Source organism: Brevundimonas sp. MYb52 (assembly GCF_002979535.1).
In the GTDB taxonomy this organism is placed as follows: Bacteria; Pseudomonadota; Alphaproteobacteria; order Caulobacterales; family Caulobacteraceae; genus Brevundimonas.
In genome coordinates, this window is the sequence record NZ_PCPB01000002.1 from 84757 (window position 1) to 109764 (window position 25008).

Consider the following 25008-nt stretch of genomic DNA (forward strand, 5'->3'; position numbering starts at 1 on the left):
TCGAGAACGAGAGTAGTGGGAGCCTGTCTTTGGGTAGGCAGCAGTGAAGTAAAGTTCATTGCTGTCTACCCTTTGATTAGCGTCCGCGCTCCCTGGGCGACCAATCAAACCACCGATCCGGCGACCATCTTGACAATGACCTAGTAAGCTCGGCCGTTGTTGCATAGTCGCTGCGCCCGTACCGCAGCATTGTTGCGTCCCGATGCCGGGTCATCGCCACATAGGCTGCATGCCGATTGATATGGCGACTAGCCAAGACATAGGTCCTATCTACAGTCGCGCCCTGCACCTTGTGGATCGTGGCGGCGTAACCGTGCGTCAGGTCCGCATATTCCTTGCGGTCGAACCGCAGGTTTCGCCCGTCATCCAGCCGCGCCTCTATGGCTGATCGACCAAGTGCAACCAGCGTAGCGAGCGTCCCATTCTTCACTCCGAGCGACCGCTCGTTCCGCAGAAACATCACCCGGTCCCCGACCGCGAAGGGCCGCTCGCCGTACGTGGTCTCCACCGCCTGGTCCGGCCCCAGTTTCTTGGCCGCCCGCAGCGTCTCCCGCGCCAGCCGGTTCAGCTCCGCCACGTCCGCCCGCGTGTAGGCCAGCAGCATCTGCGACGCGGTTGGATCGCGCACCCTGTCGGCCATCCAGTCCGCTACCAGCGCCCATCGCGCCTCGTCGCGCGTGTCGTGCCCGTGGACGGCGCCTGCGGCGTCGTATCGCTGGATGGCGGCCTCTGTTCGCCCTCTTGCCAGTTCGATAGTCGCCGCCCGCTGCCAGCCCTCCCGCTGGCGTCGCACTTCGGTGATTTCCATGGCACCGTGCCGCTCAACCAGTCGTCGGAACGGCGCCCCCGCCTCAATGGCCTGAAGCTGCTCCGGATCGCCAACCATCACGACCTTGGCGCCGCCGCGTTCTGCCGCTTCGAGGATACGCCGCATCTGCCGCGTCCCGACCATGCCCGCCTCGTCGTTCACCAGCACGTCGTCACGCGTCAGGTGGTCCCGGTCCCGCGCCCAAGCGTACTCAAGGCTGGCCAGCGTCCGCGAGGGAATGCCGGAACCTTTCTCCAGATTCTCGGCCGCGATGCCGCTGAGCGCCGCGCCAACGACCCGGTAGCCCTCCGCCTCCCAGGCCGCACGCGCCACCCCCAACGCTGTGCTCTTCCCGGTTCCGGCATAACCGACGACCGCCGCCAGACATCCGGCCGACAGCACGTGCGCCACGGCCAGCACCTGCTCGTCGCCGAGCTGCCCCACCGTCGCCATCTCGGCTCTGGCCGCGCGGCCAGAGCGTTCGGTGATGGCGCGATGAGGCTGGCTCTCCAGCCGGTCAGACGCCCGGAGCATGGCCTCCTGTGCGCGGATCAGATCGCGGCTGGTGAACCGTTCGCGACCGCGTTCGTCCATCCCCAGATGAACCAGCTCCGGGGACACCAGGACTTTGGCGTGGAGCCGGTCGAACTGGTCCTTGCCGTCGGTGTGGCGAAAGACGAAGCGAGCCAGATCATGGCGGGTGAAGGTCTCCTGCGTGTGGGTCAGGGCTTCGAGGGCGGCGGCCGGATTGCGCAGCAGACGTTCGCCGTTGCGCCGGGCGATGTCGCGGTGCTGGTCGGCCCGTTCCGAGGTCTGGCCGCGCGCTTCAGATCGGGCGGCGGCCGGGCCGATCTTGAACTGGGGCTCAAGGTCGATGCCCTGATCCTTGAGGCTGCGGTGATCGATGCGGATGTCATGGTCGAGTTCGGCCAGGCGAACGTTCACATGCTTGGCCCAGGCTTCGCGCCAGTGCTCCAGAAGAGCGGTGCTGTTCCAGTCCCGCGCCTTGGCGCCGAAGCCGTCGGCGCCGACTTCCCGCAGCGCCAGCATGACATGCGCATGGGGCCTAGGCAGGCCGTCGTCGCCGATGTCGCAGTGGACGTTCAGGTCGGCGACCATGCCGCGCCGCACCAACTCTCGCTCGACGAAGGCGCGGGCCAGTTCGATGGCGTCAGCGGGCTGCATCTCTCTGGGCAGGGCGAACTCGATCTCGCGGGAAAGCTGGGCGTCTTTGCGCTTCTCGCCCCACTCGACCTCATTCCACAGCGCCTGCCGGTCGGACCAGCGCTCCGGCGCGCCGTCAGGCAGCAAGATCTCCGAATGCAGCACGCCGGACTTACGGCTGTAGTCGAACGGCTGCTCGGTGCGCTCGTCGAACAGGCGCGAGGCCGAGCGATAGGCCGCCGCCGCCACTGCGCTACGGCCGGTCGAGCGTGAGATGACCTTGGCGGAGAAGTGGTAGATGGCCACAACCGCAGCGCTCCGAGCAAAGCGCACGTCGGAACGACGTATAAGCGCGCACTCCGGACAGCATGTCCGTCGTGACGGGGACTGGCGTCCCGCAAGTCTACGGAGGTGGAAAGCCGCGATCCTTCATCGCGTCCGGTTTCCAGGCATGAGGGGACGTGCAAGGCTGAGACGGACTATTCCCCCCACCGCCAGGACCTGAATGCATGGATGAGCTGACCGCCGAGACCGACCTGATCGGCATGACCGCCGACATCGTTTCGGCCTTCGTGTCGAACAACGCGATCGCCGCCGACGCCCTGCCCCGCCTGATCGCGGGCGTGCATGGCGCGCTGGCGGGAACGACGCAGGTTGCGGCGCCCGAGCCCGAGCCGCAGGCGCCTGCGGTGTCGATCCGCAAGAGCATCACGCCGGACCACATCATCTGCCTGGAAGACGGCAAGCCGTTCAAGTCGATGAAGCGCCACCTGGCCAACAAGTACGGCCTCACCCCGGAGGACTATCGCGCCAAGTGGGGCCTGCCGAAGGACTATCCGATGGTGGCGCCGAACTATGCGGCTGCGCGGTCGGAACTGGCCAAGTCGATGGGCCTCGGCCAGGGCGGTCGCAAGCCCGCCAAACGCGGACGCAAACCGGCGGCCAAGTAAGCCGCTCACGCCCGCGCACGACCGCAGACTTACGGGGGCGCGCGGAAGGCAGGACCAAAGCATGATGGCGGCTCTTCGAAGGAAGAGAGAGCCGTCATCATGCGAAAGCCCAGGGACATCGACGCCGAACTCGCGGCGCTTGCCGAACGCGCCTCCGCCCTGAAGGCGCGCCGGGTCACACAACTTGGCGAACTCGTCATCGCCAGCGGCGCCGACGCCCTGGGCGCCGACATTCTCATGGGCGCGCTGAACGCCGTAGCGGCCGAGACGAACGAGCAGACCCGAAGCCAGTGGCGCCAGCGGGGCGAGGCCTTCTTTCGCGGCGAACGGACGCGCACCGCTGCGGCGAGCGCTTCGCGCCACGACCCTAAGGCTGGCCCGGCTTCCAGCCCTGATGCGCCGGACTGAAGCCATGCAGCGGCGGGCCGATCACCAGGAACGTCAGGACGCGCGGCGCGCTCGCACCCGCCACCTGATCGAACTGGGCGGCTTGGTGCAGAAGGCGGGTCTCATCGAACTGACCGGCGACGACCGTAGCGCCATCTTCGGCGGCCTGCTTGTCGTCGCCGCCATGCTGAGTTCGGATCGGCGCGACGAGGCCATGGCGGTTCTGGCGCACCGGGGACGGCGCGCCTTCAGGGGTGACAAGGAGTCCCTCAGCGGCGATGCTCCCGCCCCATGGTGATCCGTCGCGAATACCACAGAGCCGGCCGCGAGGAGCTTCGCCTTGCGAAGCGCGGCGGTAACGGCAAGACTCGCCGGATGAAGACGAGTCTCGACCATCTGCCGCTCGGCAAGCGCCGCGAGCTTGAGCACGTGCTCGGGGTCATCAAGGACGAGTTCGGCAAAGCTATCGCCAACCGGCGCGCCGAGGGCGTGAAGGACGGCCAGATCCTCAAGGTCATCCTCTACGGATCATACGCCCGGGGCGACTGGGTCGAGGATCCGGTCGGGCGCTATTTCTCAGACTTCGACCTGCTCGTCGTCGTCAGCGACGAGAAGCTGACGGACGTGCTGGAGTTCTGGGAGGGTGCCGAGAAGCGCCTGCGGCGGGACCTCGCCTCCGGCGCCAATCTTCGCACCCCTGCCGACCTGATCATTCATTCGCTCGACGACGTAAACGACCAACTGGCGCAGGGCCGGTACTTCTTCGCGGACATCGTGCGTGACGGCGTGGTGCTGTTCGAGGAACCGGATCATCCGTTCGTCGATCCACAGCCGTTGCCAAGCGAGGCGGCGCTGAACGAAGCGGAAAAATACTACAGAGACCGTATGGAAACGGCGGGCGAGTTCTTCGATGATGCCCAGTCAAACTATGAGCGTGGACGTTTCAAGAAGGGAGCGTTTGAAGCTCACCAAGCGGCCGAGCATCTGTACAATGCGATCCTGCTCGTCGCGACGCTGTACACGCCAAAGTCCCACAACCTAGTCCGGTTGCGGAATGCAGCCGAACCCATCGACGCGCGATTGTCAGAGGTCTGGCCGACGGAGACGAAGTTCCAGAAGCGGTGCTTTGAGCTTCTACGCGCCGCTTATGTGAAGGCCCGATATTCAGAGCACTACCGGGTAACAGCCGAGGAACTTACCTGGATGCTGGAGCGACTCAGCGTGCTCCAGAACGTCGTGGAGACGATCTGCCGTGAACGTTTGAATGAGTTGATCGCCGCCAGCAAGGGCTGAAATGCGTCAACAACGGAAGCTAATCGCCCCCCCCCTAAGAAGCGGACCCTCGAAGTCATGGCCGCTCTGCGATCTCGCGTTCGAGCGCCATTAAGTTGTATCGCCACCAGTAAACCGCTTCACGAAACAGCTGAAAGGCGTCGACCCCGTCTTCGAACTCGACGAAGGCATACCCGCCGTCGTTCCGCGCTAGTCTTGCGCCAAAGGAGTAAGTCTTGAGGAGGCTGTTCCTCTCCCTCTCGATGAAATTCCAAAAGATCGCCGACCGTGCGCGGTCGGCATGAAAGTCTGTCCAGAGCGCGCCAACGGCGTCCGTATGTTTCGGGGACGTTTTGGCATCGACCTTCGCCAGCACGTGGCCAACGGTCCTCAGCAGGGCTAGCCCCGCAACCCAGTAGATTCTCCACTCTGGCAGCTCTTCGTCCCCATCCGCCACATCGGAATTCTGGAACTGGAATAGAATGGAGACGCAATCCCAAAAAGGAGCCCAGGCCTTTAAGGTCTGCTGCGGGGGCGACAGTACAAAGATGTCTCCCGTCACATAACTCGTCATCCGCGCCTCACATCGATTTCAATCCTCGACGTCTCCGTCCCCGTCATCCGCTCTCTGCCCATCTAATAGGTCGAAGATTCCCATATTCATGGCCAAGAAGCTGCTATCAGACAGGCGGTCAAGCTCGAGCAAGCCGGCCCGCTCAAAGATCGCCCATATGTTCCGCTGCCCACGCGACAACCAAGTCTGGATGGCGAAGAGCCGACGTGCCATCAGACGGCAGCCTTCGGCATCCAGTTCTCTTGGTCAAGCGCCTTCATGAAATAAACGATGGACGAAGTAGTCGCGCTTGTCTTTGATCCACTTGAGATACCGAATATCGGCCTCGGCGATCGCGTGTCCCTCTAGAATTTTGATCAAAGATCCAAGCGTAGAACCCTGAAGTTGGGTCTTCTTTGCGGGCGATTGGGTCCAACGATCGATGTCGTCGCCGAGTATTTGCTTGAGCTTGACTCTGTCGCACATGTGCATAGCCGAGATAAGCACGTCCTCGAAAAGGCCCACCGCTATATAGGAGCCGGCCATCTCCTGGCAGTAGACGCGGCGTGCGAAATCCAGGTCGGACATCTCGTCGACGATATTGCGAAGCTGATCGTTCGTGAGATTCGGGCCGAACATATCTTGGGGCCGCCATTTTTGATGGGTAGATAAGCTTGGCTTTATGCTCCTATGATGGGCATTCATGGCCAGAAATCCCAACAACAAGCTGGAGCGGTGGGAAGTCGCGATCATCAAGGCGATGATGGCGGAGACGCCACGCAAGACTGACCAAGACATCCTCGCCTATTTCACGCGGCCGACGCGATCCATCAATCACGGCCGGATTAAGGATATCCGCGACACCAAGACCCATACGGCGGTCCCGGCGGCGTCGGCCCAGGAACTGGCCGAATTCCTAGATGCATGGCCGGACGTAGACGGCAGCGGCCTCCACCTTATTGGCGACGAGCTTCTCATCAAAGCGCGTGAGGCGATGCTTCACGCGGTTCAGGGCTTCAACAACCCTAGGGCCTACTTCAAGTCCGAGGTTTTCATCGTCACGGCCGTGATCGCGTGGACCTATCTGATGCACGCCCATTTCAAGCGGCAGGGGGTCGACTACAGGCACCGCGACCGCCGTACCAGCGAGGTTCTCAAGACCCGTCACGGCGCTGACAAGCATTGGGAACTAGAGCGTTGCATAGGCGATGCCGCTTGTCCCCTAGACGAGGCGAGCAAGGCGAACCTGAAGTTCCTGATCGAAATCCGGCACGAGATCGAACATCAGATGACCCGCCGCATTGACGATCTCATCAGCGCCAAGCTGCAGGCGTGCTGTCTGAACTTTAACGTCGCGCTGAAGACGATGTTCGGCGCCGAGCATGGGCTCGACCGCGAACTGGGTGTGGCCCTGCAGTTCTCCGGCATCGCCAAGTCTCAGCGCGACCTCTTGTTGAAGGACACAGACCTGCCCGCCCATCTGGTAGCGGCGCATCTTGCCTATGAGGACGCCCTGCCTGACGCGGTGATCCGCGATCCGAAATATGCCTATCGCGTGGCCTACGTGGAGCGCTCTGTGAACGCCAAGGGTAAGGCCGACCAAGTGGTGGAGTTCATCCGCCCGGAGTCCGCCGAAGGCCAGGAGATCGCCAGCGTCCTGGTTAAGGAATCCGAGCGCAAGAAGTACAAACCCAAGGACATTGTCGAGCTGATGCAGGCCGAAGGCTACAAAGACTTCAAGCTCTACGACCATCAGCTGCTGTGGCAGGGGGCGGACGCCAAGAACCCCGTCCACAAGTTTGGTGTAGAGCTAAGGCCCGGCGACTGGTGGTGGTACGACAAATGGGTCGATCATGTGCGAGCCGCCTTAGCACGATGAGCACGAGCTAGTTCCAAATCGATGCATTGCCCCTCCAAGCCTCGCGCCTGCAAGCCCGCTCAAAACATGGGCCAATGGCTCATGATGACTCTTAGCCGAGCCGCTTAGTGCCCCGCACGCCCCTTGGAACGATCTATATCGGCGCACCGATCGAGCTTGCTTCCGAGCGGGCGGTCGTCGCCGCTGTGGCGGAGCGTCTGGAGCAGAACCAGGCGCCCTATGTTGTCATCGCCAATGCCCAGATCGGCGGTCGGCAGATCGACTGCATCATCGCCACGGCAGCCTTCGTGACGGTCATCGAGGTGAAGCTGTCCCGAACGCCCGTCCGCGGCGACCTGAACGGCGCCTGGTCCAGAATGGACGCCAGCGGGGAGTGGAGGCCCTACGGCAACGCCTATCAGCAAGCTGTTGGCGCCAAGAACGCCCTAAGGGACGCCGTGTCGGCTCTGGCCCCGGCCGGCGACTACTATCCCGACGCCTGTGTGGTCTTCGCTGCGCCCACACCGGTCGGCTCCCACGTCACTGCGGGGGACTTCAAGGCCCGGGTGGCGACGCTCACTGCGTTTCTCGCAGATTTCCCCGCCAGCGGCGCCAAGCGACCGCCTTGGGCCGTTGACCAATGGCACGCCTTCGCAACGGCCATGTCCTTGACGGCGATCAGTCTCGACGAAGCCGTAGGCGGTGACCAAACCCGGCGCGACGTCGAACGCCTCCGGCTCTATAACGCCGCCGTCGCGGAAGAATATGGCCGTGCTGGCGGGCGATGGCTCCATGAAGACGGTGCTCCTGACGCCTTGGAGCTCGCGGCTTCAGAGGGCGGTGGATGCGTGATCGTCGGGCCGTCAGGCTGCGGCAAGACCCTCATGGCGAAGAGTCTGGCGAGCCGGTTGGCGACTGCCGGGTCGCCGGTCCTGTACTTCGCAGCCAAGGACTTCGCCGGTGAATGGGCCAGGGCCGTCCGCCGTGAGATCGGCCTTCTTACCGATGCGCCTCCGGCGGAGCTTTTGCGGGCCGCTGCTAATGGCGACCAGTCGGTGTTCCTAATCGTCGACGGCGTGAACGAGCTGGCCGGATCGGAGGCCCTCGCCCTTCGCGGACTGCGCGCGCTTGCCCGGCGGCTCGACGCTAAGATCGTCCTGACCGCCCAAGGGCCGCCCGCCGGCTTTGAGGGGCTTTCCAGCTTCGAGGTTCCCAGGCCAAGCGCCCCATTGAAACGGCGAATCGCTGAGCGCGATGGGCGGCGTTTAGCGCCCAGCGTTACCGACCTCCTCAAGGCCGTCGGCAGCGGTTTTGAGGCCGAGATGGTTGGCGATGTGGGCGCAACCCTCGCCGGGGAAGCGACGCGCCTCGCCCTGATCGATCAGTACATACGGACCCGGCTTGGCACCCATGCCCGCGCCGGGGCCTTCGGCCTCCGGCAACTCGCCGTCACCCTGCACACCGACGTTGCGTTCTCGATCGCCGAGCCCCGTTTCGATGAGCTCATGCGGCGAGAGGCGGTCAGCTTTGACACCTGCGACGGAATGTTCGCCGCCGGGCTGCTTGTCCGGCGCATCGGTCGTGTCTCCTTCTCCCATGAGATGATCCTCAACGGCTGCGCGGCTTTCGGCTTGGCGGACACTGGGGCGCAGGATCCTGAGGCCCTGGGTGAGCGACTTTCAACGCCCTTGCTGGCCCCCCTCGCCGGCGAGATCGTCACCGCGATCGAGAATCCCGATGCGTCGATGCGGGTGCTGCAGGCGGCGACCAGCTCTGACCTCATCGCCGCCGCGGCGGCCGGCAGCCTCGGAAGCATCGCGGCATCCAACGCTCGCAAGCTGATCCAGGCGGCCAAGCAAGCCTGCATCGACGAGATCGGCGCCGTCTCCCTCGAGTTCGACCAGGACAACAAGGCCTACGTCACCCGCTGGGGCGAAGCTGGCCGTCGTGAATGGACGCCGCCTAAACAAGCACGTCTCGGCGCCATCGGCCAATTGGCGACGTCGTTGGTGGGCTTTCAGGACTACCAGGACTTGTGCGCTGTCATGGACGCCCGGCTCCTCGAGGAACGCCGGCGGCTGGACCCGGTAGTGAAAGCCGCCGGTATCGGCATCAGAAGCCCCAGTTTCGCGCTCGCCTACTACAGTATGGGCGACGAAATCGGCTTTAGCCGTATCGCCCATTATGGCTCGCGACGCAGTCTCGGTGACGTGCCCGAGGTGCTGCCGTCGCTCGACGTCGCGGCCCTCACTTCGGGGCAGCTGCATTTCTATCTGGAGAACCGGCACGCCTTCTTCGGCGCCGAAGAGAGCGGCAAGTTCGCAGACGAGCTGATCTTCGTCCTGCGTGAGCGCTTCTCCTACGAGCCCTACCACGTCCAGCTGGCGGCCCTGTCGGCCGTCGGGTTCGCCCGCGAAGCGCCGGACGAGGTGTTGGCCGAGCTAGTGGAGACGATCAACGCCCTCGACGTTCCGCAGCACAACTGGGCGATCAACTCCAGCATCATCGACGCCCTGGGGTTCCTTGGAGCACTCGACGACGACGCCGAGAACGCGCGCGACGGCATCCGCATCGAGGTTGCCGCGGCTCTCGCCGATGGCGCCGACGGGAACGACGCGCTTACCCTCTACGTCGCCATGTTCGATCACCCGTTCAGCGCCATCTACTACGAGGAGATCCAAGCGCTTTCGGAGGATCAGCGCCGCATGCTCTATCGGCGTGCGCTGGCGTCCGTGGAGATCAAGCGTAGCCTGAGCCTTAGCTGGATCACGGCAGAGGTCGCACGGCTCGAGGACCCCGCCGATGCGCCGCTCTTCACCCGCTTTGTGGCCTTGCCGGACCGCAGTAACCCCTTTCCACAGGAGGAGTGGGGAGCCTTTACCCTCAGCCTCCGATTCATCGGCCGGCACGGGGTGCCGCTGCCCGCAAGTGACGCCGAAACCGAAGAGGAGGGCTGTCTCAACGACATCCGGATCTTGGTCCACGCAGCGGAATCGCGGCGGCCCGAGCATCTGGCCGCTGCGCATGACGCTTGGGTCCGCCTTGACGCTCGGCCTCCCGGACTGGTCGTGGGCTGTCTATCAGAGATTCACGCGGCGCTGACCGAGCGGCATTGGGCGGATGACAACCGCCCCTATCCGCCGATCGACCTGCGCGACACCTATCCGACCGAGAGTCTTCGGCTCGCGCGCCGCTTCGTCGATGCGGCCGTCGACCCCCAATATTTCCACGCCGTCCCGTTGCGGGAGCGGGGGCCGGCGCTGGCCTTCAGCACGCTCGGGCGCTTCGGAGACAGGAGCGACGTCGACGTCCTTCGTCGCCTTGGTCGCGCGCATCGCTACTCGTCGTATGCGCTCGCCGCCTTGAGGACACTCGACTCAGCGCCGGCCGGGCCGTGACCCCCGCCAAGCCCAGCACGCCGCGCCCTTGGCTACGAGGTCGATAGCGCATGTCCCTTGAGCGCCGCGACCGCTTGGTCGAGCAGATCGTCGACACCCAACCGCGCCTGACGACCTTTGTACGGCCGTTGCCCAGCGATATGATCGCCGGGTCGTGGGACCTGCTTTCGTATAGCTTTCAGCGGGGCTTCGAGCTGATGTGGGATCAGGCGTGCGCCGAGTCCTCCGGCCTGCTCACCCGACCCCTGTTGTCTCTTTGGCGACAGAGCGTCGAACTGGCTCTGAAAGCCTCTATCCTCGAAATCGCCGGGAGCATCCCTCCCAAGCTAAGCCACAATCTGCGCGGCCTGTTCGAGCGCCTGCTCGCAGAGCGCGCCGCGCTCGGCCATGACGACGATGACGACCTGGCGCGCGACGTGGCGCGCATGATCGACTTCGTCCAGACCTTAGATCCGTTCGCCGACCGCTTCCGCTACCCCACGTCCAAAAACGGGACGCCCTTCGCAGGGATCCAAGTCGACCTGGACGAGCTCTTCCAGGCCCACTGGATCATCGTGACCTGGTGCGAGGGCGCCGCGATCGAGGTTCGAGAAGGCTGGGGACACGCGTAGCTGATCAGCCGACGCTCAGCCTTCCTCCAGCGCTAGAGAAACTTCTCGGCCAACTGGCGCTTGCCCCGCGGATCGACGTTCGTGATCTCGTCCTTCGCCGGGTAGTAGAAGCCCGAGACGTAGAGGTCGTGCTTGCCTATCTCGACACGGACCGAGAGTTCCTCGTTGTCTTCCCATGTGTCATGCAGCGAGGCCTTGCAGGTCTCCCCCCGCAACTCGAATGTGAAGGAGGGCGCTTCGCGATCCCAGTTCGTCACCGCCGTGCGGATGAGCGTCTCCCCGATCGCCTTGCGCTTCTTCGGCGAAAGCATGTCTAGGGACGACTCCTTGATCGGCCCGAAAATGCCGCTGTCGTTCATTACATCAAGGATCTTACGCATGTGCGCGCCCGTGTGCTGGTTCACGAACAACGACGAGCGGGAGCCATGCGGGCGCCCCAGGATGTAGGACCGGATGTTCCACCAAGTCTCCGCCACCTGCGCGTTGGCCGCCTCGCTCGCCAATAGTGAGACAAAGCAGCGCAGGGCGTCCCGACTGCGGATCGTGCCGTCAGCTTCGAGTTCGACGCCCCATGCGGTGACGACGACGGGACACGCCTTGTCCGAATAGAGGGGCTTGGAGAGACGACGCGCCGAGAGGTTTGGCACCGAACTTACGGCGCTAACAAGCTGGTCCGCTGCCTCATCGGAGTATGGGCAGGTCACAAATCCGCGGACGAACTCAATCGTGTGATCAAGCCCGCTGTAGGTTTCAACGTCCTGCAGACTAGCGACATGCCGGCTCGAGTCGCGGGGCGGAGATGTCAGGATTGGATGCCAGTCAGGATAGCTGTCGGTGGCGTTGCCCAGTTCTGCGATCAGTTGCTCGACGACGGCCCGGCCAGCGGCCGGATCCTTGAGCGACTTTGTCAGATAGGTGACGGCGGCGGCGTTTTGCTGCGCCGCCACCGTGGGGGATCGAAATTCCATATCTCCGAACTCACGTGCAATAGAAGAATCACGTAAAGATATCATTTTACGTAATCATAGCAAGATGCGTTTGGCCCTATCGCCCAAACTCAAGGCTGGGGCAATTGTCAAACGCCTCGCTGGCGATCCGGAAGGCCTTCGACCGGACCGCCGATAATCGAACCTGCCTCGGAAGGCGGCATTGGCGACATGTGCTGATCACGTCCAAGGAGTATCTCCTCGTTAAAACGGCAACCAGCCGCCCCTGTCCGTGGGAAGGGCGCGATTGCGGTCTTCGGTCGATGAGGTCCCGCTTTCCGGCCCGCATTAACTTCCGCTAGTGGCGCTAGGCGGCCTCCCAACCCGGCAATCCCTGCAGTATACGCGCGGCGTTCTTCACCGGGTTGATGTGGCCATAATGGTCCTCGATCATCTTCACCGACGTGCCCATCTGCTTGGACAGAAAATAGACATCCACGCCCTCGGTCAGCCTGAAGGTCGCGTAGGTGTGACGGAAACAGTAGGTGGACCGCGTCGAGCCTGAAGCGCTGAGAAGCAGACCTGCTTCTCTAAAAAGCGCTTCGATCTGGTCGGCATAGAGGGTGGCTGCGGGATCACCCTTGCCATTGACGAAGACGGCGCCCTCGGGCGCCGTCTCATTGGTTGTCAGGGAGCGAACTCGCTCCAGGTAGTCAGCGACGTTTCCAGCCGCGACCAGTTGCCGAGATTTGTCCTTCCCCCGCACGTGCAGAACGACCATGCGTCGGCCGTCAGCGTCGGTTCGGATCGCCACGTCCCTCCATCGGAGGTTCTTGGCCTCGGCCGGGCGCATGCCCGTGTTGCACATTATCAAAATGAAGTTGTAGGCGAGTTGGCGGTGCCATTCGAACTTCTTGGTTCTGGCGCGCTTGATCCAGCCGCGCGCGAAGGTGTGGAGCTTGCGGTATTCTTCCGGGGTGAACTCCTCCCGGCGCACTTTCGCCAAAGGCAACTTGCCCTTGTAGACATGGCTCTCCGGCACGAAGCGCTTGCCCACCGCGAAGGCGATGACGGAGCGGAAAATGGACATCTCATATCGGATGGTGGCGTCCGACACCGGTCGTCCTCCGCGCCCTAGTCCGCTCTGGCGGCGCCAGAGGGGATAGCCCAGGAAGTCATCGTGCGAGACGTGGGCGATCTGCTTGGCGCCTACGTAGCGATTGATCTGGGCGCGAATGATGGATTCCACCACCTCCCAGCGATGGTGAGTGATCTCACCGGCTTCTGAGCGGGCCCGCTGATGGTCGGCGTACATCCTCGCGATCTGGGCGAAGGTCCGGTCGAACACCGGCACATCATGCTTCACGCGAAAGCGCAGATCCGCGTGGGCGTCGAAGGCGGCCTCCTTAGCCGCCGTCACGTCGGCAGTGCGGAGCGAGACCGTCTTGTACCGGTCGGAGCCCGGCACCTTGATGCGGCAGTACCAGTTGCGGTGCTGAACGTCCGCGCGGCGGAAGAGGATGAGGCCAGGCTTCAGCTCCTGGGGGTCGATCAAAAAGGCCATCGGGCGGCTCCCTGTGCAGGGTCTGTGTCGCCTCAGGGCCTAAGTCCTTGACTCTCCATAAGCTGGATAGGCCCTGAGCAGACCTTGAGCGTGGACAAATCTGAAGAGAAACAAACCCGTAACATCACCCCTTCTCCCCTTGCGGGAGAAGGTGGCCGAGCCAAGCGAGGTCGGATGAGGGGTCTCTCGACGGCGGCAAAACCCCTCATCCGTCGGCTTTCAGCCACCACCTTCTCCCACAAGGGGAGAAGGAAAGAGTTAGAAGCCCAGCCCTGTTTCGCCGCGCAGGATGGCCTCGGCCTCGGGGCTGTGTTTGGCGTCGGTGCGGTCGTGCAGGATCAGCGGGGGCAGCAGGCGTAAGGGCGCCTTGCCCGTCTTGATGGCCTGAACCAGCACCCGCTTGGCGGGCTGATCGGCGTAGGGGTGGATGGGGCGGATGGCGAAGGAGCCGGCTTTCTCACCTAGCAGAGCCAGCAGGTCAGCTAGGCGGTCGGCGCGGTGGATGACGATAATCTTGCCGCCCTCGCGCACGGCCTTGAGCAGGAAGCCGGTCCAGGCCTTTAAGCCGTCGTCGGCCATCCAGGCGCCTATCTTGCCCTCGGCGGGGGCACGCAACGCGCCGGGGTCGTCGAAGAAGGGCGGATTGCTGACGGCCCAGTCGAAGGTCGGCAGGTCCAGCGCGCGAAACCCCCGCGCCACATCGCCGCTGAGGATGGTGGTGCGATGCTCGACGCCGTTCAGCATGGCGTTTTCCCGCGCCAGCCCCGCCGCGGTCAGGTCGCGTTCCAGCCCGGTCAGGGCCACGCCGGGGCGACGCGCGCCGACCTGCATCAGCACCGCGCCCGCGCCGCAGCCAGCCTCGATCAGCCGCTCGCCCGGTTTGGCGTCCACGGCGGCGGCCAGAAGGGCGGCGTCCATGCCGGCGCGATAGCCCTTTACCGGTTGGCGCAGCCGGACGCGTCCGCCCAGCAGGGCGGATTCCGCAACTTCTGCGGCGACAGTAAGGGTTGACCCGGCTTGACCCGTCATGACGCCGCCACCATTGTGCGCCGCATCGCGTTCGGGCAAGCGGATGCGTGTGATTTTCGGGCGAATCTCCCTGTTCGCCCCTGTGCTGAAAGAGAATTTCGTGGACGCAGCATTCGTCGCCGCTCCCCGCCCCAAGGGCGATGTGGATGCTCTTGTTCGTCTGGCGAAGGACGACATGGCGGCGGTTGACGCCCTGATCATCGCCCGGATGCAGTCCGACGTGCCGGTGATCCCGCTTCTGGCCGAGCATCTGGTGTCGGCGGGCGGCAAGCGTCTGCGCCCGCTGCTGACCGTCGCCGCCGCCCGCGCCATCGGCGCGACCGGAGAGATCGAGGGCGCCAAGAAGCTGGCCGCGTCGGTCGAATTCATCCACACCGCCACCTTGCTGCACGACGACATCGTCGATGGCTCGGAAATGCGGCGCGGCAAGGTTGCGGCGCATCTGATCTGGGGCGCGGCCTCGTCGGTGCTGGTTGGCGACTTCCTGTTCGCGCGCGCCTTTGAACTGATGGTCGAGACGGATTCCCTGCGCGCCCTGGGCATCCTGGCCACCGCGTCTAGCGTGATCGCCGAGGGCGAGGTGCTGCAACTGACGCGCGCCCACGATCTGAACCTGGATCAGGACACCTATCTGCAGATCATCCGCGCCAAGACCGCCGAACTGTTCGCCGCCGCCGCCGAGTCTGGCGCGGTGGGCGCGGGCGCGACCGAGGAACAGGTCAAGGCCCTGCGCGACTACGGCATGGCGCTCGGCATCGCCTTCCAACTGGCCGACGACGCTCTGGACTACGGCAGCGACACGGCGACCCTGGGCAAGAACGCCGGCGACGACTTCAACGAGGGCAAGGCCACCCTGCCGCTGCTGCTGGCCGTCCAGCGCACCAAGGGCAAGGAAGACCTGTTCTGGGACCGCGTCATCACCAAGGGCGACCGCACGCCCGAGGACTTCAACCGGGCGCGTGAGCTGATCCTCGGCACGGGCGCAGTCGAGGCGACGCTGGATGCCGCCGGCGACTACGCCGACCGGGCCAAGGCGGCGTTGTCGGTCCTGCCGGCCAGCGATTGGCGCTCGGCGCTGGAAGACCTGGCCGACTTCGCGGTCAGCCGCGCGGCCTGATGCTGCTGGCGCTGGTCATGGCGGGGATGCTGGCAGGCGTCCCCCAGGATGCGCCGCGATTCACCATGACGTCCGAGCCCGGCGACGCCCTGAAGGCCGAGCTGTTCCGCCTGGCGCCCGGCGACGCCGATGCCCAGGTCCGCAACCTGCTGGGCGGAGGCGAGGCGGACGCCTTCAACCTCAAGAAATCCGGCGCCCTGAAGATGGCCTATCGTCGAGAGACGGGGCCGGGCGCCGGCCTGGTGCTTTACGCAGGACCCGACAGCGAGCATCGCGTTGATGCGGCCTGTCTGTTGACGCGCACCGCCAATGGCGACCACGACAACTCGCAGCGGGCGACGGAATGGTGCCTGTCCTTCATCCTGAAGACGGCGCCGACGTTGAACATTCCGCCGGCGCCGCTCTAGGCAGCTACTTCAGCGAGGCGCAGAACTTCTGGATGCGGCGGCAGCCTTCTTCCAGCACCGCTTCCGAAGTGGCGTAGCTGATGCGGAAATAGGGGCTGAGGCCGAAGGCGGCGCCCTGGACCACGGCCACGCCCTCGGCGTTCAGCAGTTCGGCGGTGAAGACCTCGTCATCGGTGATGACCACGCCCGCTTCTGTCGTCTTGCCGATCAGGCCCTCGATCGAGGGATAGACGTAGAAGGCGCCTTCCGGCGCAGGGCAGCGGATGCCTGTCGCCTGGTTCAGCATCGACACGACCAGGTCGCGGCGCTTCTCGAAGGCGGTGGAGCGTTCGGCCAGGAAGTCCTGCGGGCCGTTCAGAGCCTCGACGGCGGCCCACTGGCTGATCGACGAGGGGTTGGAGGTCGTCTGGCTGGCCACCTTGCGCATCAGGTCGATCAGCGGCTTGGGGCCGCCGGCATAGCCGATACGCCAGCCGGTCATGGCATAGGCCTTGGACACGCCGTTGCAGGTCAGGGTGCGGTCGTAGAGGTCGGGCGCGACCTGGGCGATGGTGACGTAGTCGAAACCGCCATAGACGAGATGCTCATACATGTCGTCGGTCAGGATCCAGACCTGCGGGTGCTTGCGCAGGACCACGGCCAGGGCTTCCAACTCGGCGCGGGTATAGGCGGCGCCGGTCGGGTTCGACGGGGAGTTGAGGATCAGCCACTTGGTCTTTGGCGTGATGGCGGCGTCCAGAACCTCGGGGCGCAGCTTGAAGCCGTCGGCTTCCTCGCCGATCACGGTGACGGGCTCGCCGCCGGCCAGCAGCACCATGTCCGGGTAGGACACCCAGTAGGGCGCCGGCACGATGACCTCGTCGCCGGGGTTCAGCGTGGCCACGAAGGCGTTGAAGATGACCGGCTTGCCGCCCGAGGCGACGTGGATCTGGTTGGTTTCGTAGGTCAGGCCGTTTTCGCGCGCGAACTTGGCGACGATGGCGGCCTTGAGTTCGGGCATGCCGTCGGCGTCGGTATATTTGGTCTCGCCGCGCTTGATGGCCTCGATGGCCGCCGCCTTGATGTTGTCAGGGGTGTCGAAGTCCGGCTCGCCGGCGCCCAGGCCGATCACGTCGCGGCCCTGACGTTTCAGCTCACGCGCCTGAGCGGTCACGGCCAGGGTTGCCGAAGGCTTGACGCGGGCGAGGGAGGCGGACTGAAGGCTGGACATGTCTATCCCGTCTGGAGGATGTGAAGAGAGCCGGGGAGGCGAGGCTTGATACGCAACCCGGCGCCGGCGCACAATGTTTGTGCGCCTTGCGGACGATCAAAAGGCGATTTGGGCGAATTTTATGCGGCGGATCGTCGATTTCCTGCTGAATATGGAGGCGCAGCGGTGGCGGACCCTGCTGGTCAGCCTGCTGCTGCTCGGGGGAATCATCGCCCTGTTCGCCTTTGGCAAAAGCCATTTCACCCTCGGCGCCGAAGAGAAGCTGGAAGCCTGGCTCGCCGGCTATCGGGTCGGGCCGTGGGGTCTGGTCGCGGCCATCGTCGTCTTCACCCTATCGGCTTTCGTCGGCATACCGCAGTTCATTCTGATCGCCGCCTGCGTGGTGGCCTTCGGGCCGTGGTTCGGCTTCCTCTACAGCTGGATCGCTACGGTGGTCTCGGCGGCGGTCACCTATTGGCTGGGGCGGGGCCCCACGGCGCGGGCGCTGGAGCGCTTCGGCGGCGGGGCGGCCGAGCGATTGCAGCGGTTCGTCGGACGCAACGCCTTTTCCGCCAGCTTCATCATCCGCAATGTTCCCTCGGCGCCCTTCATCGTCGTCAACATGGCGTTCGGCGCGGTGCGGGCCTCCTTCCCCGGATTTCTGGCCGGCTGCGCCCTGGGCGTCCTGCCCAAGACGGCCCTGGTCGCCTTCTTCGGCGGCTCCTTCATGGCGGCGGTATCGGGCGACGGCGTGTGGACCTCTTTGATCCTGGCTGGCGTTGCATTGGTCTGGCTGGGGCTGATGATGGCCGTGCGCGAAGTGGTGAAGCGTCGCGAGGCGGCGCGAATTTCAGACGTGGATTGAACGGGAGACGACGATGCTGAAACTCTATTATTCGCCCGGCGCCTGCGCCATGGCCTCGCACATCGCCCTGGAGGAGGCGGGCGCCGACTACGAACTCCAGAAGGTCGACCTGAAAAAGGGCGAGCAGCGCACCCCGGAATATCTGGCCGTCAATCCGGCAGGTTCGACGCCTGCGATGGCGACGGAACAGGGCGTCATCACCCAGAACGTGGCCATTCTGGCCTATGTGGCCCAGACTCACCCGCAGGCGAAGCTCGCGCCGCTGGGCGATGCCTACGCCTTTGCGCGAATGCAGGCTTTTAACGCCTGGCTGGCCTCCTCGCTGCACCCGGCGATCGGCAAGGTTCTCTTCTCTCGCCTGGAAGGCGCGGCGCGGGATGAGGCGCTGGAGCTGGCCCTGGCCAAGTACGACCTGGCTGAGCAGCATCTGCTGGTCGGTCCCTGGGCGCTGGGCGCCGATCATTCGGTCACGGACGGATACCTGATGGTCTTCACCCGCTGGGCGCGTCAGGCCGACCTGTTGGACAAGGCCCGCTTCCCCGGTCTGAACGCGCATCTGGACCGGGTGCAATCGCGTCCCGCCGTTCAACGAGCGCTTGCGGCGGAGGGCCTGTCGGCGCTCTGACGTCATCACCCGCAAGCGGGGCCGGAAAGCTTGAGCGGACGGGCTTTCAAGCCTTGCCGTGACAAGGCTGTGATCGACGAGTCATAGGCGCTTGCAATCGACGCGGCATGAGGGCAAACGGGCCTGTAGTCGGCCAGGCGAGGACGATCAGGATGGTTCGGCGCACATGGGTGCGCGGGGCGGGGCATCGCCAGAGCAGACGAACAAGACTCACGCCCTAGCAGGCCCGAACAAGCGGTAACCGACGCCCATGCTTTCTCCCCTCTTCGGCATGATCTCCAATGACATCGCAATGGATCTGGGGACGGCCAACACCCTGATCTACATGCGCGGCAAGGGCATCGTCCTGAACGAACCGTCGGTCGTCGCCCTGCGCAACGTCGGCGGCCGCAAGATCGTCCACGCTGTCGGCCTGGAGGCCAAGCAGATGCTGGGCCGCACGCCCGGCCACATGGAAGCCATCCGTCCCATGCGCGACGGGGTCATCGCCGACTTCGAAGTCGCCGAAGAGATGATCAAGCACTTCATCCGCAAGGTTCATAATCGCAAGGGCTTCGTGAACCCCAAGATGATCGTCTGCGTCCCGTCGGGCGCCACGGCCGTCGAACGCCGCGCCATCAATGACTCCTGCCTGAACGCCTCGGCCCGCCGCGTCGGCCTGATCGACGAGCCCATGGCCGCCGCGATCGGCGCTGGTCTGCCGATCCATGAGCCGACCGGTTCGATGGTCGTCGATATTGGCGGCGGCACGACCGAGGTCGCCGTCCTGTCGCTGTCGGGCATCGTCTATTCGCGTTCGGTTCGAGTCGGCGGCGACATGATGGACGACGCCATCATCAGCTACATGCGCCGCAACCATAACCTTCTGATCGGTGAAACGACCGCCGAGCGCATCAAGAAGGACATCGGCACCGCCCGCGTTCCGGCCGACGGCGAAGGCCTGTCGATCGAGGTCAAGGGCCGCGACCTGATGCAGGGCGTGCCGCGCGAAGTGAAGATGAGCGAGCGTCAGGCCGCTGAGGCCCTGGCCGAGCCGGTCTCGCAGATCGTCGAGGCCGTGAAGGTCGCCCTGGAAGCCACGCCGCCGGAACTGGCCGCAGACATCGCCGACAAGGGCATCATGCTGACGGGCGGCGGCGCCCTGCTGCGCGGCCTGGACGTCGAGATCCGCGACCACACCGGCCTGCCGGTCCAGGTGGCCGACGATCCCCTGTCGTGCGTCGCCATCGGCTGCGGCAAGGTGCTGGAGCACCCGTCGTGGATGAAGGGCGTCCTCGAGTCCTCGCTCTGAGGCTGAACAGCCTGTCGTAGGGCCGCGTTCTTCGGGAATCGGTTTTTGCGATAGGCTCTCACCGCCGGCGAGCGAGGCTCGCCGGTCCCGGATCTCTAGGTAGGAAGGCTGGCCGTGGCGTTTCGCGACGGACCGTTCGAGAACATCAAGGTGCCGCTGGCCTGGACGGCCGCGGTCGTGGTCATCGTCGGCATCATCGGCGCGGTCATGCTTCTGCTTGGCGACAGCCGCCAGTCTCGCAACGTCGGCGGCTATGCACCGGTCCGGGCTGGCTTCGAGACGGGCGCCGCACCGGTGGGCGGAGTCCTGTCCGCGCCCGTCCGCTGGACAGGGAACGCCGTCGACTACGTCAAGGGCTACTTCTTCGCCGTGTCGGAGAACCGTCGCTTGCGCGCCGAGATCGTCGAGCTCAACGCCTGGCGCGACGAGGCTCTGGCGCTGAAAAACCTCAACGGTCGCTACGAGCAGATGCTGGGCGTCAAGACCGAGCCGCCGGTGCCGATGGTGACGGGTTTGGCCATCACCGACGCGCGCGGTCCATTTGCGCGATCGCGCCTGCTGAACATCGGCGCCGCCAAGGGCATTCACGTCGGCAACCCTGTGCTGAGCGAACACGGCCTGGTCGGTCGCATCATGGGCGCTGCGGCAGGCAACAGCCGGATGCTGCTGCTGACGGACGTGGCTTCGCGCACCCCGGTCCTGGTCGAGCGCACCGACGCTCGCGCCATGCTGACCGGCGACGGCAGCGGCAGCCCCCGTCTGGACTATATCCGCGGCGCTGGCTCGGTGCAGGAAGGCGATCGCATCATGACTTCGGGCGACGGCGGCGGTTTCCCGCGCGGCCTGCCCATCGGCGTGGCCGCCAAGGGCGTCGACGGGACATGGCGCGTCAAGCTGTTCAGCGACCGCAGCGCCATCGACTATGTTCGAGTTCTGCTGTTCCAGGACTTCAGCCAACTGGCCGATCAGAACGCCTTGAACGCGGCGCCGCTGGCCAGCCTGGCCGCTGCGCCGCCGCCGACCCCAGCTCAGGCCGCGGCCATTCAAGACGTGGCGACCCGCCGCGCCGCCGCCGCTGCTGCGACGGCCGAACGGGTGCGCGCCGCCAACGCCGCGCCGCCGCCCGCGCCGGTCGCCGCTCCGGCCCCCGTCCCGGCCAGAACGCCGACAGCCGCCGCGGCGCGTCCTGCCGCCGTCCGTCCGGCGACGCCTCAACCGCGTCCCGTCGCCCCTCGACCCGCCGCCCCGGCGCCGCAGCCTGTCGCCCCCGCGCCCGACGCCGAGCCCACGCCTGCGGGAGCCGCAGAGTGAGACGGGCGATCACGGTCCGCGTCGTCGGCCCGCTGCAATGGATCGTCTATCCGGCCCTGATCGCGATTGCGGTGACGGTGCTGCTGGCTATTCCCTTTCGGCTGTTCGGCCTGAATCTGCCCGAGCCGGTCCTGCCGATCGTTCTGGCCTTTGCCTGGCCGCTGATCCGGCCGTCCATGCTGGCGCCCCTGGTGCTGTTCGGGTTGGGTCTGTTCCTCGACCTGTTCTGGGGCGGGACCCTGGGGCTGTGGCCGCTCAGCCTGCTGGCGGTCTATGGCGCCATTCTTCTGGCCTCGAACTTCCTGGCGGGCCAGGCGACCATCGTCCTGTTCGCTCTCTATGTCGCCTCGACGGGCTTCGCCTTCTTCCTGGCCTACATGATCACTACCCTGAGCCTGGGGAATGCGCCGAGCATCCTCGCTGTTCTGGGTCAGGTCGTGCCGACGCTGCTGCTTTTCCCCCTGGCCGACTGGCTGATCCAGCGGTTTGACGACGCCGACGTGCGCTTCCGATGAGCAGCGAACCCCATATCTTTTTCTCGGACGTCAATGAGCGGCAGGGGTCCTTCCTGCGGCGGACCTTCCTGCTGGGCGGGGGGATGGCCTTGGGCACGGTGGCCTTGGTCGGGCGGCTTGCGCAGTTGCAGATCGTCAAGGCCGAGGAATACGCCACCCTTGCCACCAACAACCAGTTCAACTTCCGTCTGGTCCCGCCGCCGCGCGGCCTGATCAAGGACCGTAACGGCGTCACCATCGCCGGCAACCGGCCCAGTTTCCGCGTCCTGGTCGTGCGTGACGAGACCAAGGATCTGGATCAGACCCTGGATCTGCTGGGCCAACTTCTGCCGGATACGCTGGAGCGTCGGCGCACCATCATCCGCGAGGTCAACGCCGCGCCGCGGTTTTCGCCGGTGCCGGTCAAGAGCGACCTGACCTGGGAGGAGTTCTCCAAGGTCAATCTGCACGCGGCTGAATTGCCGGGCGTCATGGCCGACATGAACGAGGCCCGTTACTATCCCTTCGCTGGCGCCTACGCCCACGTGATCGGCTATGTGGCCAAGGTGTCGGATCGCGACGTCAAGGCGATCCGCGACAAGGGCGAGCAGCCGCCCTCCATCCTGTTCAACCCCGGCTTCCGCATCGGCCGTCAGGGCATCGAAAAGGCGCTGGACACTGATCTGCGCGGCGAGGCCGGCGGCAAACGCGTCGAGGTCGACGTGCGGGGCCGCGTCGTGGCCGAGGATGCGGCCGGGTCCAAGGCGCCGATCCAAGGCTCCGAGGTCATGCTGACCCTGGACAACGATGTCCAGAACCGGGCGCTGGAGGTCTTTGGCGAGGAGTCCGGCAGTTGCGTCGTCATGGATGTGCGCAACGGCGACATCCTGGCCATGGTCTCGTCGCCGTCGTTTGATCCCAACCTGTTCGTCTCGGGCGTGCCGTCCAAGGTCTATCGCGCCCTGGCCGACTATGAGCGGCGACCGCTGCTGGACAAGGCGCTGGGCGGCACCTTCGCTCCAGGCTCGACGTTCAAGCCGGTCGTCGGTCTCGCGGCCATGAAGCGGGGCTGGGACCCCAATCGTCGCGTGGTCTGCAATGGCAGCTTCTTCTTGGGCCGGCGTTTCGCCTGTCTGGGACGGCATGGGGCGCTGGACCTGCGCGGGGCCATCAAGGCTTCGTGCAACGTCTATTTCATGACCATCGCGACCGAGTTCGGACCGGACGCGATCGCCGAGACGGCGCGCGAAATGGGCTTTGGTCAGACCTTCGACATCGGCCTGACCGGTCAGAAGGCCGGCCTGGTCCCGGACCGTGAGTGGCGGCGCCGGAACCCGGTGCGCGGCGACGGAAAATGGTATCCGGGCGAGACGCCCAGCTATGGGATCGGGCAGGGCGCGCTGAACGTCAACGCCCTGCAACTGGCGGTCTATACCTCTCGCATCGCCAACGGGCAGAAGGCGGTGACGCCGCGTCTGATCAAGTCGGTCGGCGGGGTTGAACAGACGGCGGGCACGGCCTTCGCCGACCTGCCGTTTGATCCCGCCCTGTTGAAGGTGCTGCGCGACGGCATGGAGGCCGTGACCGACGTGGGGGGCACCGGTTTCCGCAACAGTCAGTTGGGCCTCGGCGCCGTGCGCATGGCCGGCAAGACCGGCACGGCCCAGGCCCAGAACTATGGCGCTGGGTCGCGCAAGGGCGCGGGGCGACCGTGGGCCCAGAAGGACCACAACCTGTTCATCGCCTATGCCCCGACCGACAACCCGCGCTACGCGGTGTCGGTGATCGTTCAGCACGGTGGTCTGGGCGGCGGCACGGCTGGCGCCCCGCGCGCCCGCGAAGTCATGAAGGTCGCCCTGCTGAAGGACCCGGAAATCCGCGCCCGCATCGAGCAGGCCGGTTTTGAGGCACCCGAGGACGCTGGCGCCCGCGAGGCCGAAGCCCGCGGCGAGCCCGTGGATGCGCTGCCCTTGGATACGCCCGCCGTCGACGTCGCCGCGCCCCCGCCGGAGCCTGCCCAGTGACTGCTTCCGCCCTGACCCGTCCCGGCGAACGCGACCGGATCTCCAGCAAGCTGGCTGAGCTGGACTGGCGCGTCATCGGCCTGTTGTGCGTCCTGGCGGGCATTGGCACGGCCATGCTGTATTCGATCGCGGGCGGCAGTTGGTCGCCCTGGGCGTGGAAGCACCTGCTGCGCTTCGGCGTCCTGCTGGTGGCGATGATCGGCCTGGCCATGGTCCACCCGAAATGGTGGTTCCACGCAGCCTATCCGGTTTACGGCCTGCTGCTCTTCATGGTGCTGCTGATCGAATTCACGCCGATGGGCTATGTGGCCGGGGGCGCGAAGAACTGGCTGAATCTGGGCTTCATCCGCATCCAGCCCGCCGAGTTCATGAAGATCGGCCTCGTTCTGGCGTTGGCCCGTTGGTACCACGGCCACTCAGCTCAGGACGCTCGCTGGTCGTGGAAGCTGTTGTTCCCGCTCGGGATGATCGGCGTGCCCTTCCTGCTGGTGGCCAAGCAGCCGGACCTGGGCTCGGCCATGATCATCGGCCTGACCGGGGCCGCCGTCATGTTCATGGCCGGGCTGAGCTGGCGCGTCATCGCCGCCGCCGCCGCCGCCGCCGTGGCGATCATCCCGCCCTTCGTCATGTTCGTCATGCACGACTATCAGCGCAACCGCGTCCTGACCTTCCTGAACCCCGAGGCCGACCCTTCCGGCACCGGCTACAACATTATCCAGTCCAAGATCGCCCTGGGATCGGGCGGCCTGCTGGGCAAGGGCTATGGCCTGGGCAGCCAGAGCCAACTGGAGTTCCTGCCGGAACGCCACACCGACTTCATCTTCTCGACCGTGTCCGAGGAGTTCGGCTTCCTCGGCTCCTTCACCGTCCTGGCCTGTTATCTGGCGCTGATCCTGATCTCGCTGCGGATCGCGGCCTTGTCGCACAGCCATTTCGGCCGCATCAGCGCGGCGGGCATGACGGCCTTCCTGGCCCTGTTCGTGCTGATCAACGGGGCCATGGTGATGGGGCTGGCGCCGGTCGTGGGCGTGCCCATGCCGCTGCTGTCCTATGGCGGCTCGACCATGATGACGGTGATGATCGGCTTTGGCCTGATCCTGTCCACCCACGTGCACCGCTATGTCGAACTGCCGAAGGGGCAGGGGCTGTTCTGATCGCGGTTTCA

23 protein-coding genes are annotated in these 25008 nt (G+C 65.3%); 16 read left to right on the plus strand and 7 right to left on the minus strand.

What is annotated here, in order from left to right; translation table 11 throughout:
* Nucleotides 1–76: 76 nt before the first annotated feature.
* Nucleotides 77–2278, minus strand: coding sequence for a Ti-type conjugative transfer relaxase TraA (traA, locus tag CQ039_RS03775; protein ID WP_105563278.1), 2202 nt, complete (start codon nt 2276–2278; stop codon nt 77–79).
* Between the two features lie 203 nt (nt 2279–2481).
* Between traA and CQ039_RS03780 the strand changes: the two genes are divergently transcribed.
* The 4 genes from CQ039_RS03780 (at nt 2482) to CQ039_RS03795 (ending at nt 4602) form a co-directional block, all read left to right on the plus strand.
* Nucleotides 2482–2922, plus strand: coding sequence for a MucR family transcriptional regulator (locus CQ039_RS03780; protein ID WP_105563277.1), 441 nt, complete (start codon nt 2482–2484; stop codon nt 2920–2922).
* 99 nt (nt 2923–3021) lie between these two features.
* Entirely contained in the window at nt 3022–3330 is a 309-nt protein-coding gene (locus CQ039_RS03785; protein WP_105563276.1) for a conjugal transfer protein TraD, read from the plus strand.
* A gap of 4 nt (nt 3331–3334) precedes the next feature.
* The gene (locus CQ039_RS03790) at nt 3335–3607 is read left to right on the plus strand and encodes a conjugal transfer protein TraD (RefSeq protein WP_105563350.1); all 273 of its coding nucleotides are present in this window, start codon (nt 3335–3337) and stop codon (nt 3605–3607) included.
* Nucleotides 3601–4602, plus strand: a complete 1002-nt coding sequence (locus CQ039_RS03795; protein ID WP_233190196.1) for a HEPN domain-containing protein — start codon at nt 3601–3603, stop codon at nt 4600–4602. Before CQ039_RS03790 ends, CQ039_RS03795 begins: the two co-directional genes overlap by 7 nt.
* A gap of 55 nt (nt 4603–4657) precedes the next feature.
* Here the strand turns inward: CQ039_RS03795 and CQ039_RS03800 are convergent, their stop codons facing one another.
* On the minus strand, nt 4658–5155 hold the full coding sequence (locus CQ039_RS03800; RefSeq protein WP_105563275.1) for a hypothetical protein: 498 nt from the start codon (nt 5153–5155) through the stop codon (nt 4658–4660).
* Between the two features lie 246 nt (nt 5156–5401).
* A complete protein-coding gene (locus tag CQ039_RS03810) occupies nt 5402–5839 on the minus strand; it encodes a hypothetical protein (RefSeq protein WP_146112107.1) in 438 nt (145 codons plus the stop codon).
* On the opposite strand from CQ039_RS03810, the gene CQ039_RS03815 reads away from it, so the two are divergent.
* The 3 genes from CQ039_RS03815 (at nt 5838) to CQ039_RS03825 (ending at nt 11001) form a co-directional block, all read left to right on the plus strand.
* A complete protein-coding gene (locus CQ039_RS03815) occupies nt 5838–7013 on the plus strand; it encodes a DUF3644 domain-containing protein (RefSeq protein WP_105563272.1) in 1176 nt (391 codons plus the stop codon). The two genes, CQ039_RS03810 and CQ039_RS03815, sit on opposite strands and share 2 nt — an antisense overlap.
* Nucleotides 7014–7120: 107 nt before the next feature.
* Nucleotides 7121–10390, plus strand: a complete 3270-nt coding sequence (locus CQ039_RS03820; RefSeq protein ID WP_105563271.1) for an NERD domain-containing protein — start codon at nt 7121–7123, stop codon at nt 10388–10390.
* A gap of 50 nt (nt 10391–10440) precedes the next feature.
* The gene (locus CQ039_RS03825; RefSeq protein ID WP_105563270.1) at nt 10441–11001 is read left to right on the plus strand and encodes a HEPN domain-containing protein; all 561 of its coding nucleotides are present in this window, start codon (nt 10441–10443) and stop codon (nt 10999–11001) included.
* A 32-nt stretch (nt 11002–11033) separates the two neighbouring features.
* Here CQ039_RS03825 and CQ039_RS03830 read toward each other — a convergent pair whose 3' ends face one another.
* The 3 genes from CQ039_RS03830 to CQ039_RS03840 all read right to left on the minus strand — a co-directional run bounded on the left by CQ039_RS03830 (nt 11034) and on the right by CQ039_RS03840 (nt 14520).
* Nucleotides 11034–11969: a hypothetical protein gene (locus tag CQ039_RS03830; protein ID WP_105563269.1), complete on the minus strand. Its 936-nt coding sequence runs from the start codon at nt 11967–11969 to the stop codon at nt 11034–11036.
* 325 nt (nt 11970–12294) lie between these two features.
* Nucleotides 12295–13491, minus strand: a complete 1197-nt coding sequence (locus tag CQ039_RS03835; RefSeq protein WP_105563268.1) for a site-specific integrase — start codon at nt 13489–13491, stop codon at nt 12295–12297.
* A 258-nt stretch (nt 13492–13749) separates the two neighbouring features.
* Nucleotides 13750–14520 (minus strand): tRNA1(Val) (adenine(37)-N6)-methyltransferase, encoded by a 771-nt coding sequence (locus CQ039_RS03840; protein WP_105563348.1) that lies wholly within the window; start codon nt 14518–14520, stop codon nt 13750–13752.
* A 142-nt stretch (nt 14521–14662) separates the two neighbouring features.
* Between CQ039_RS03840 and CQ039_RS03845 the strand changes: the two genes are divergently transcribed.
* A complete protein-coding gene (locus CQ039_RS03845) occupies nt 14663–15637 on the plus strand; it encodes a polyprenyl synthetase family protein (RefSeq protein WP_233190206.1) in 975 nt (324 codons plus the stop codon).
* Nucleotides 15637–16044 (plus strand): hypothetical protein, encoded by a 408-nt coding sequence (locus tag CQ039_RS03850; protein ID WP_105563266.1) that lies wholly within the window; start codon nt 15637–15639, stop codon nt 16042–16044. Before CQ039_RS03845 ends, CQ039_RS03850 begins: the two co-directional genes overlap by 1 nt.
* Before the next feature lie 4 nt (nt 16045–16048).
* Here CQ039_RS03850 and CQ039_RS03855 read toward each other — a convergent pair whose 3' ends face one another.
* On the minus strand, nt 16049–17254 hold the full coding sequence (locus tag CQ039_RS03855) for a pyridoxal phosphate-dependent aminotransferase (RefSeq protein WP_105563265.1): 1206 nt from the start codon (nt 17252–17254) through the stop codon (nt 16049–16051).
* Nucleotides 17255–17375: 121 nt separating this feature from the next.
* Between CQ039_RS03855 and CQ039_RS03860 the strand changes: the two genes are divergently transcribed.
* The 7 genes from CQ039_RS03860 (at nt 17376) to rodA (ending at nt 24997) form a co-directional block, all read left to right on the plus strand.
* The gene (locus CQ039_RS03860) at nt 17376–18098 is read left to right on the plus strand and encodes a TVP38/TMEM64 family protein (protein WP_105563264.1); all 723 of its coding nucleotides are present in this window, start codon (nt 17376–17378) and stop codon (nt 18096–18098) included.
* Nucleotides 18099–18111: 13 nt separating this feature from the next.
* Nucleotides 18112–18723 carry a glutathione S-transferase family protein gene (locus CQ039_RS03865; protein WP_105563263.1) on the plus strand — a complete coding sequence of 204 codons (612 nt, stop codon included), beginning with the start codon at nt 18112–18114 and terminating at the stop codon, nt 18721–18723.
* A gap of 250 nt (nt 18724–18973) precedes the next feature.
* Nucleotides 18974–20014 carry a rod shape-determining protein gene (locus CQ039_RS03870; protein ID WP_105563262.1) on the plus strand — a complete coding sequence of 347 codons (1041 nt, stop codon included), beginning with the start codon at nt 18974–18976 and terminating at the stop codon, nt 20012–20014.
* 114 nt (nt 20015–20128) lie between these two features.
* A complete protein-coding gene (gene mreC, locus CQ039_RS03875) occupies nt 20129–21325 on the plus strand; it encodes a rod shape-determining protein MreC (protein ID WP_105563261.1) in 1197 nt (398 codons plus the stop codon).
* Nucleotides 21322–21840, plus strand: coding sequence for a hypothetical protein (locus CQ039_RS03880; protein ID WP_233190195.1), 519 nt, complete (start codon nt 21322–21324; stop codon nt 21838–21840). The genes mreC and CQ039_RS03880 overlap by 4 nt, the downstream gene beginning before the upstream one ends.
* Nucleotides 21837–23843, plus strand: coding sequence for a penicillin-binding protein 2 (gene mrdA, locus CQ039_RS03885; protein ID WP_105563260.1), 2007 nt, complete (start codon nt 21837–21839; stop codon nt 23841–23843). Before CQ039_RS03880 ends, mrdA begins: the two co-directional genes overlap by 4 nt.
* A complete protein-coding gene (gene rodA / locus CQ039_RS03890; protein ID WP_105563259.1) occupies nt 23840–24997 on the plus strand; it encodes a rod shape-determining protein RodA in 1158 nt (385 codons plus the stop codon). The genes mrdA and rodA overlap by 4 nt, the downstream gene beginning before the upstream one ends.
* The last annotated feature ends 11 nt before the right edge of the window (nt 24998–25008 follow it).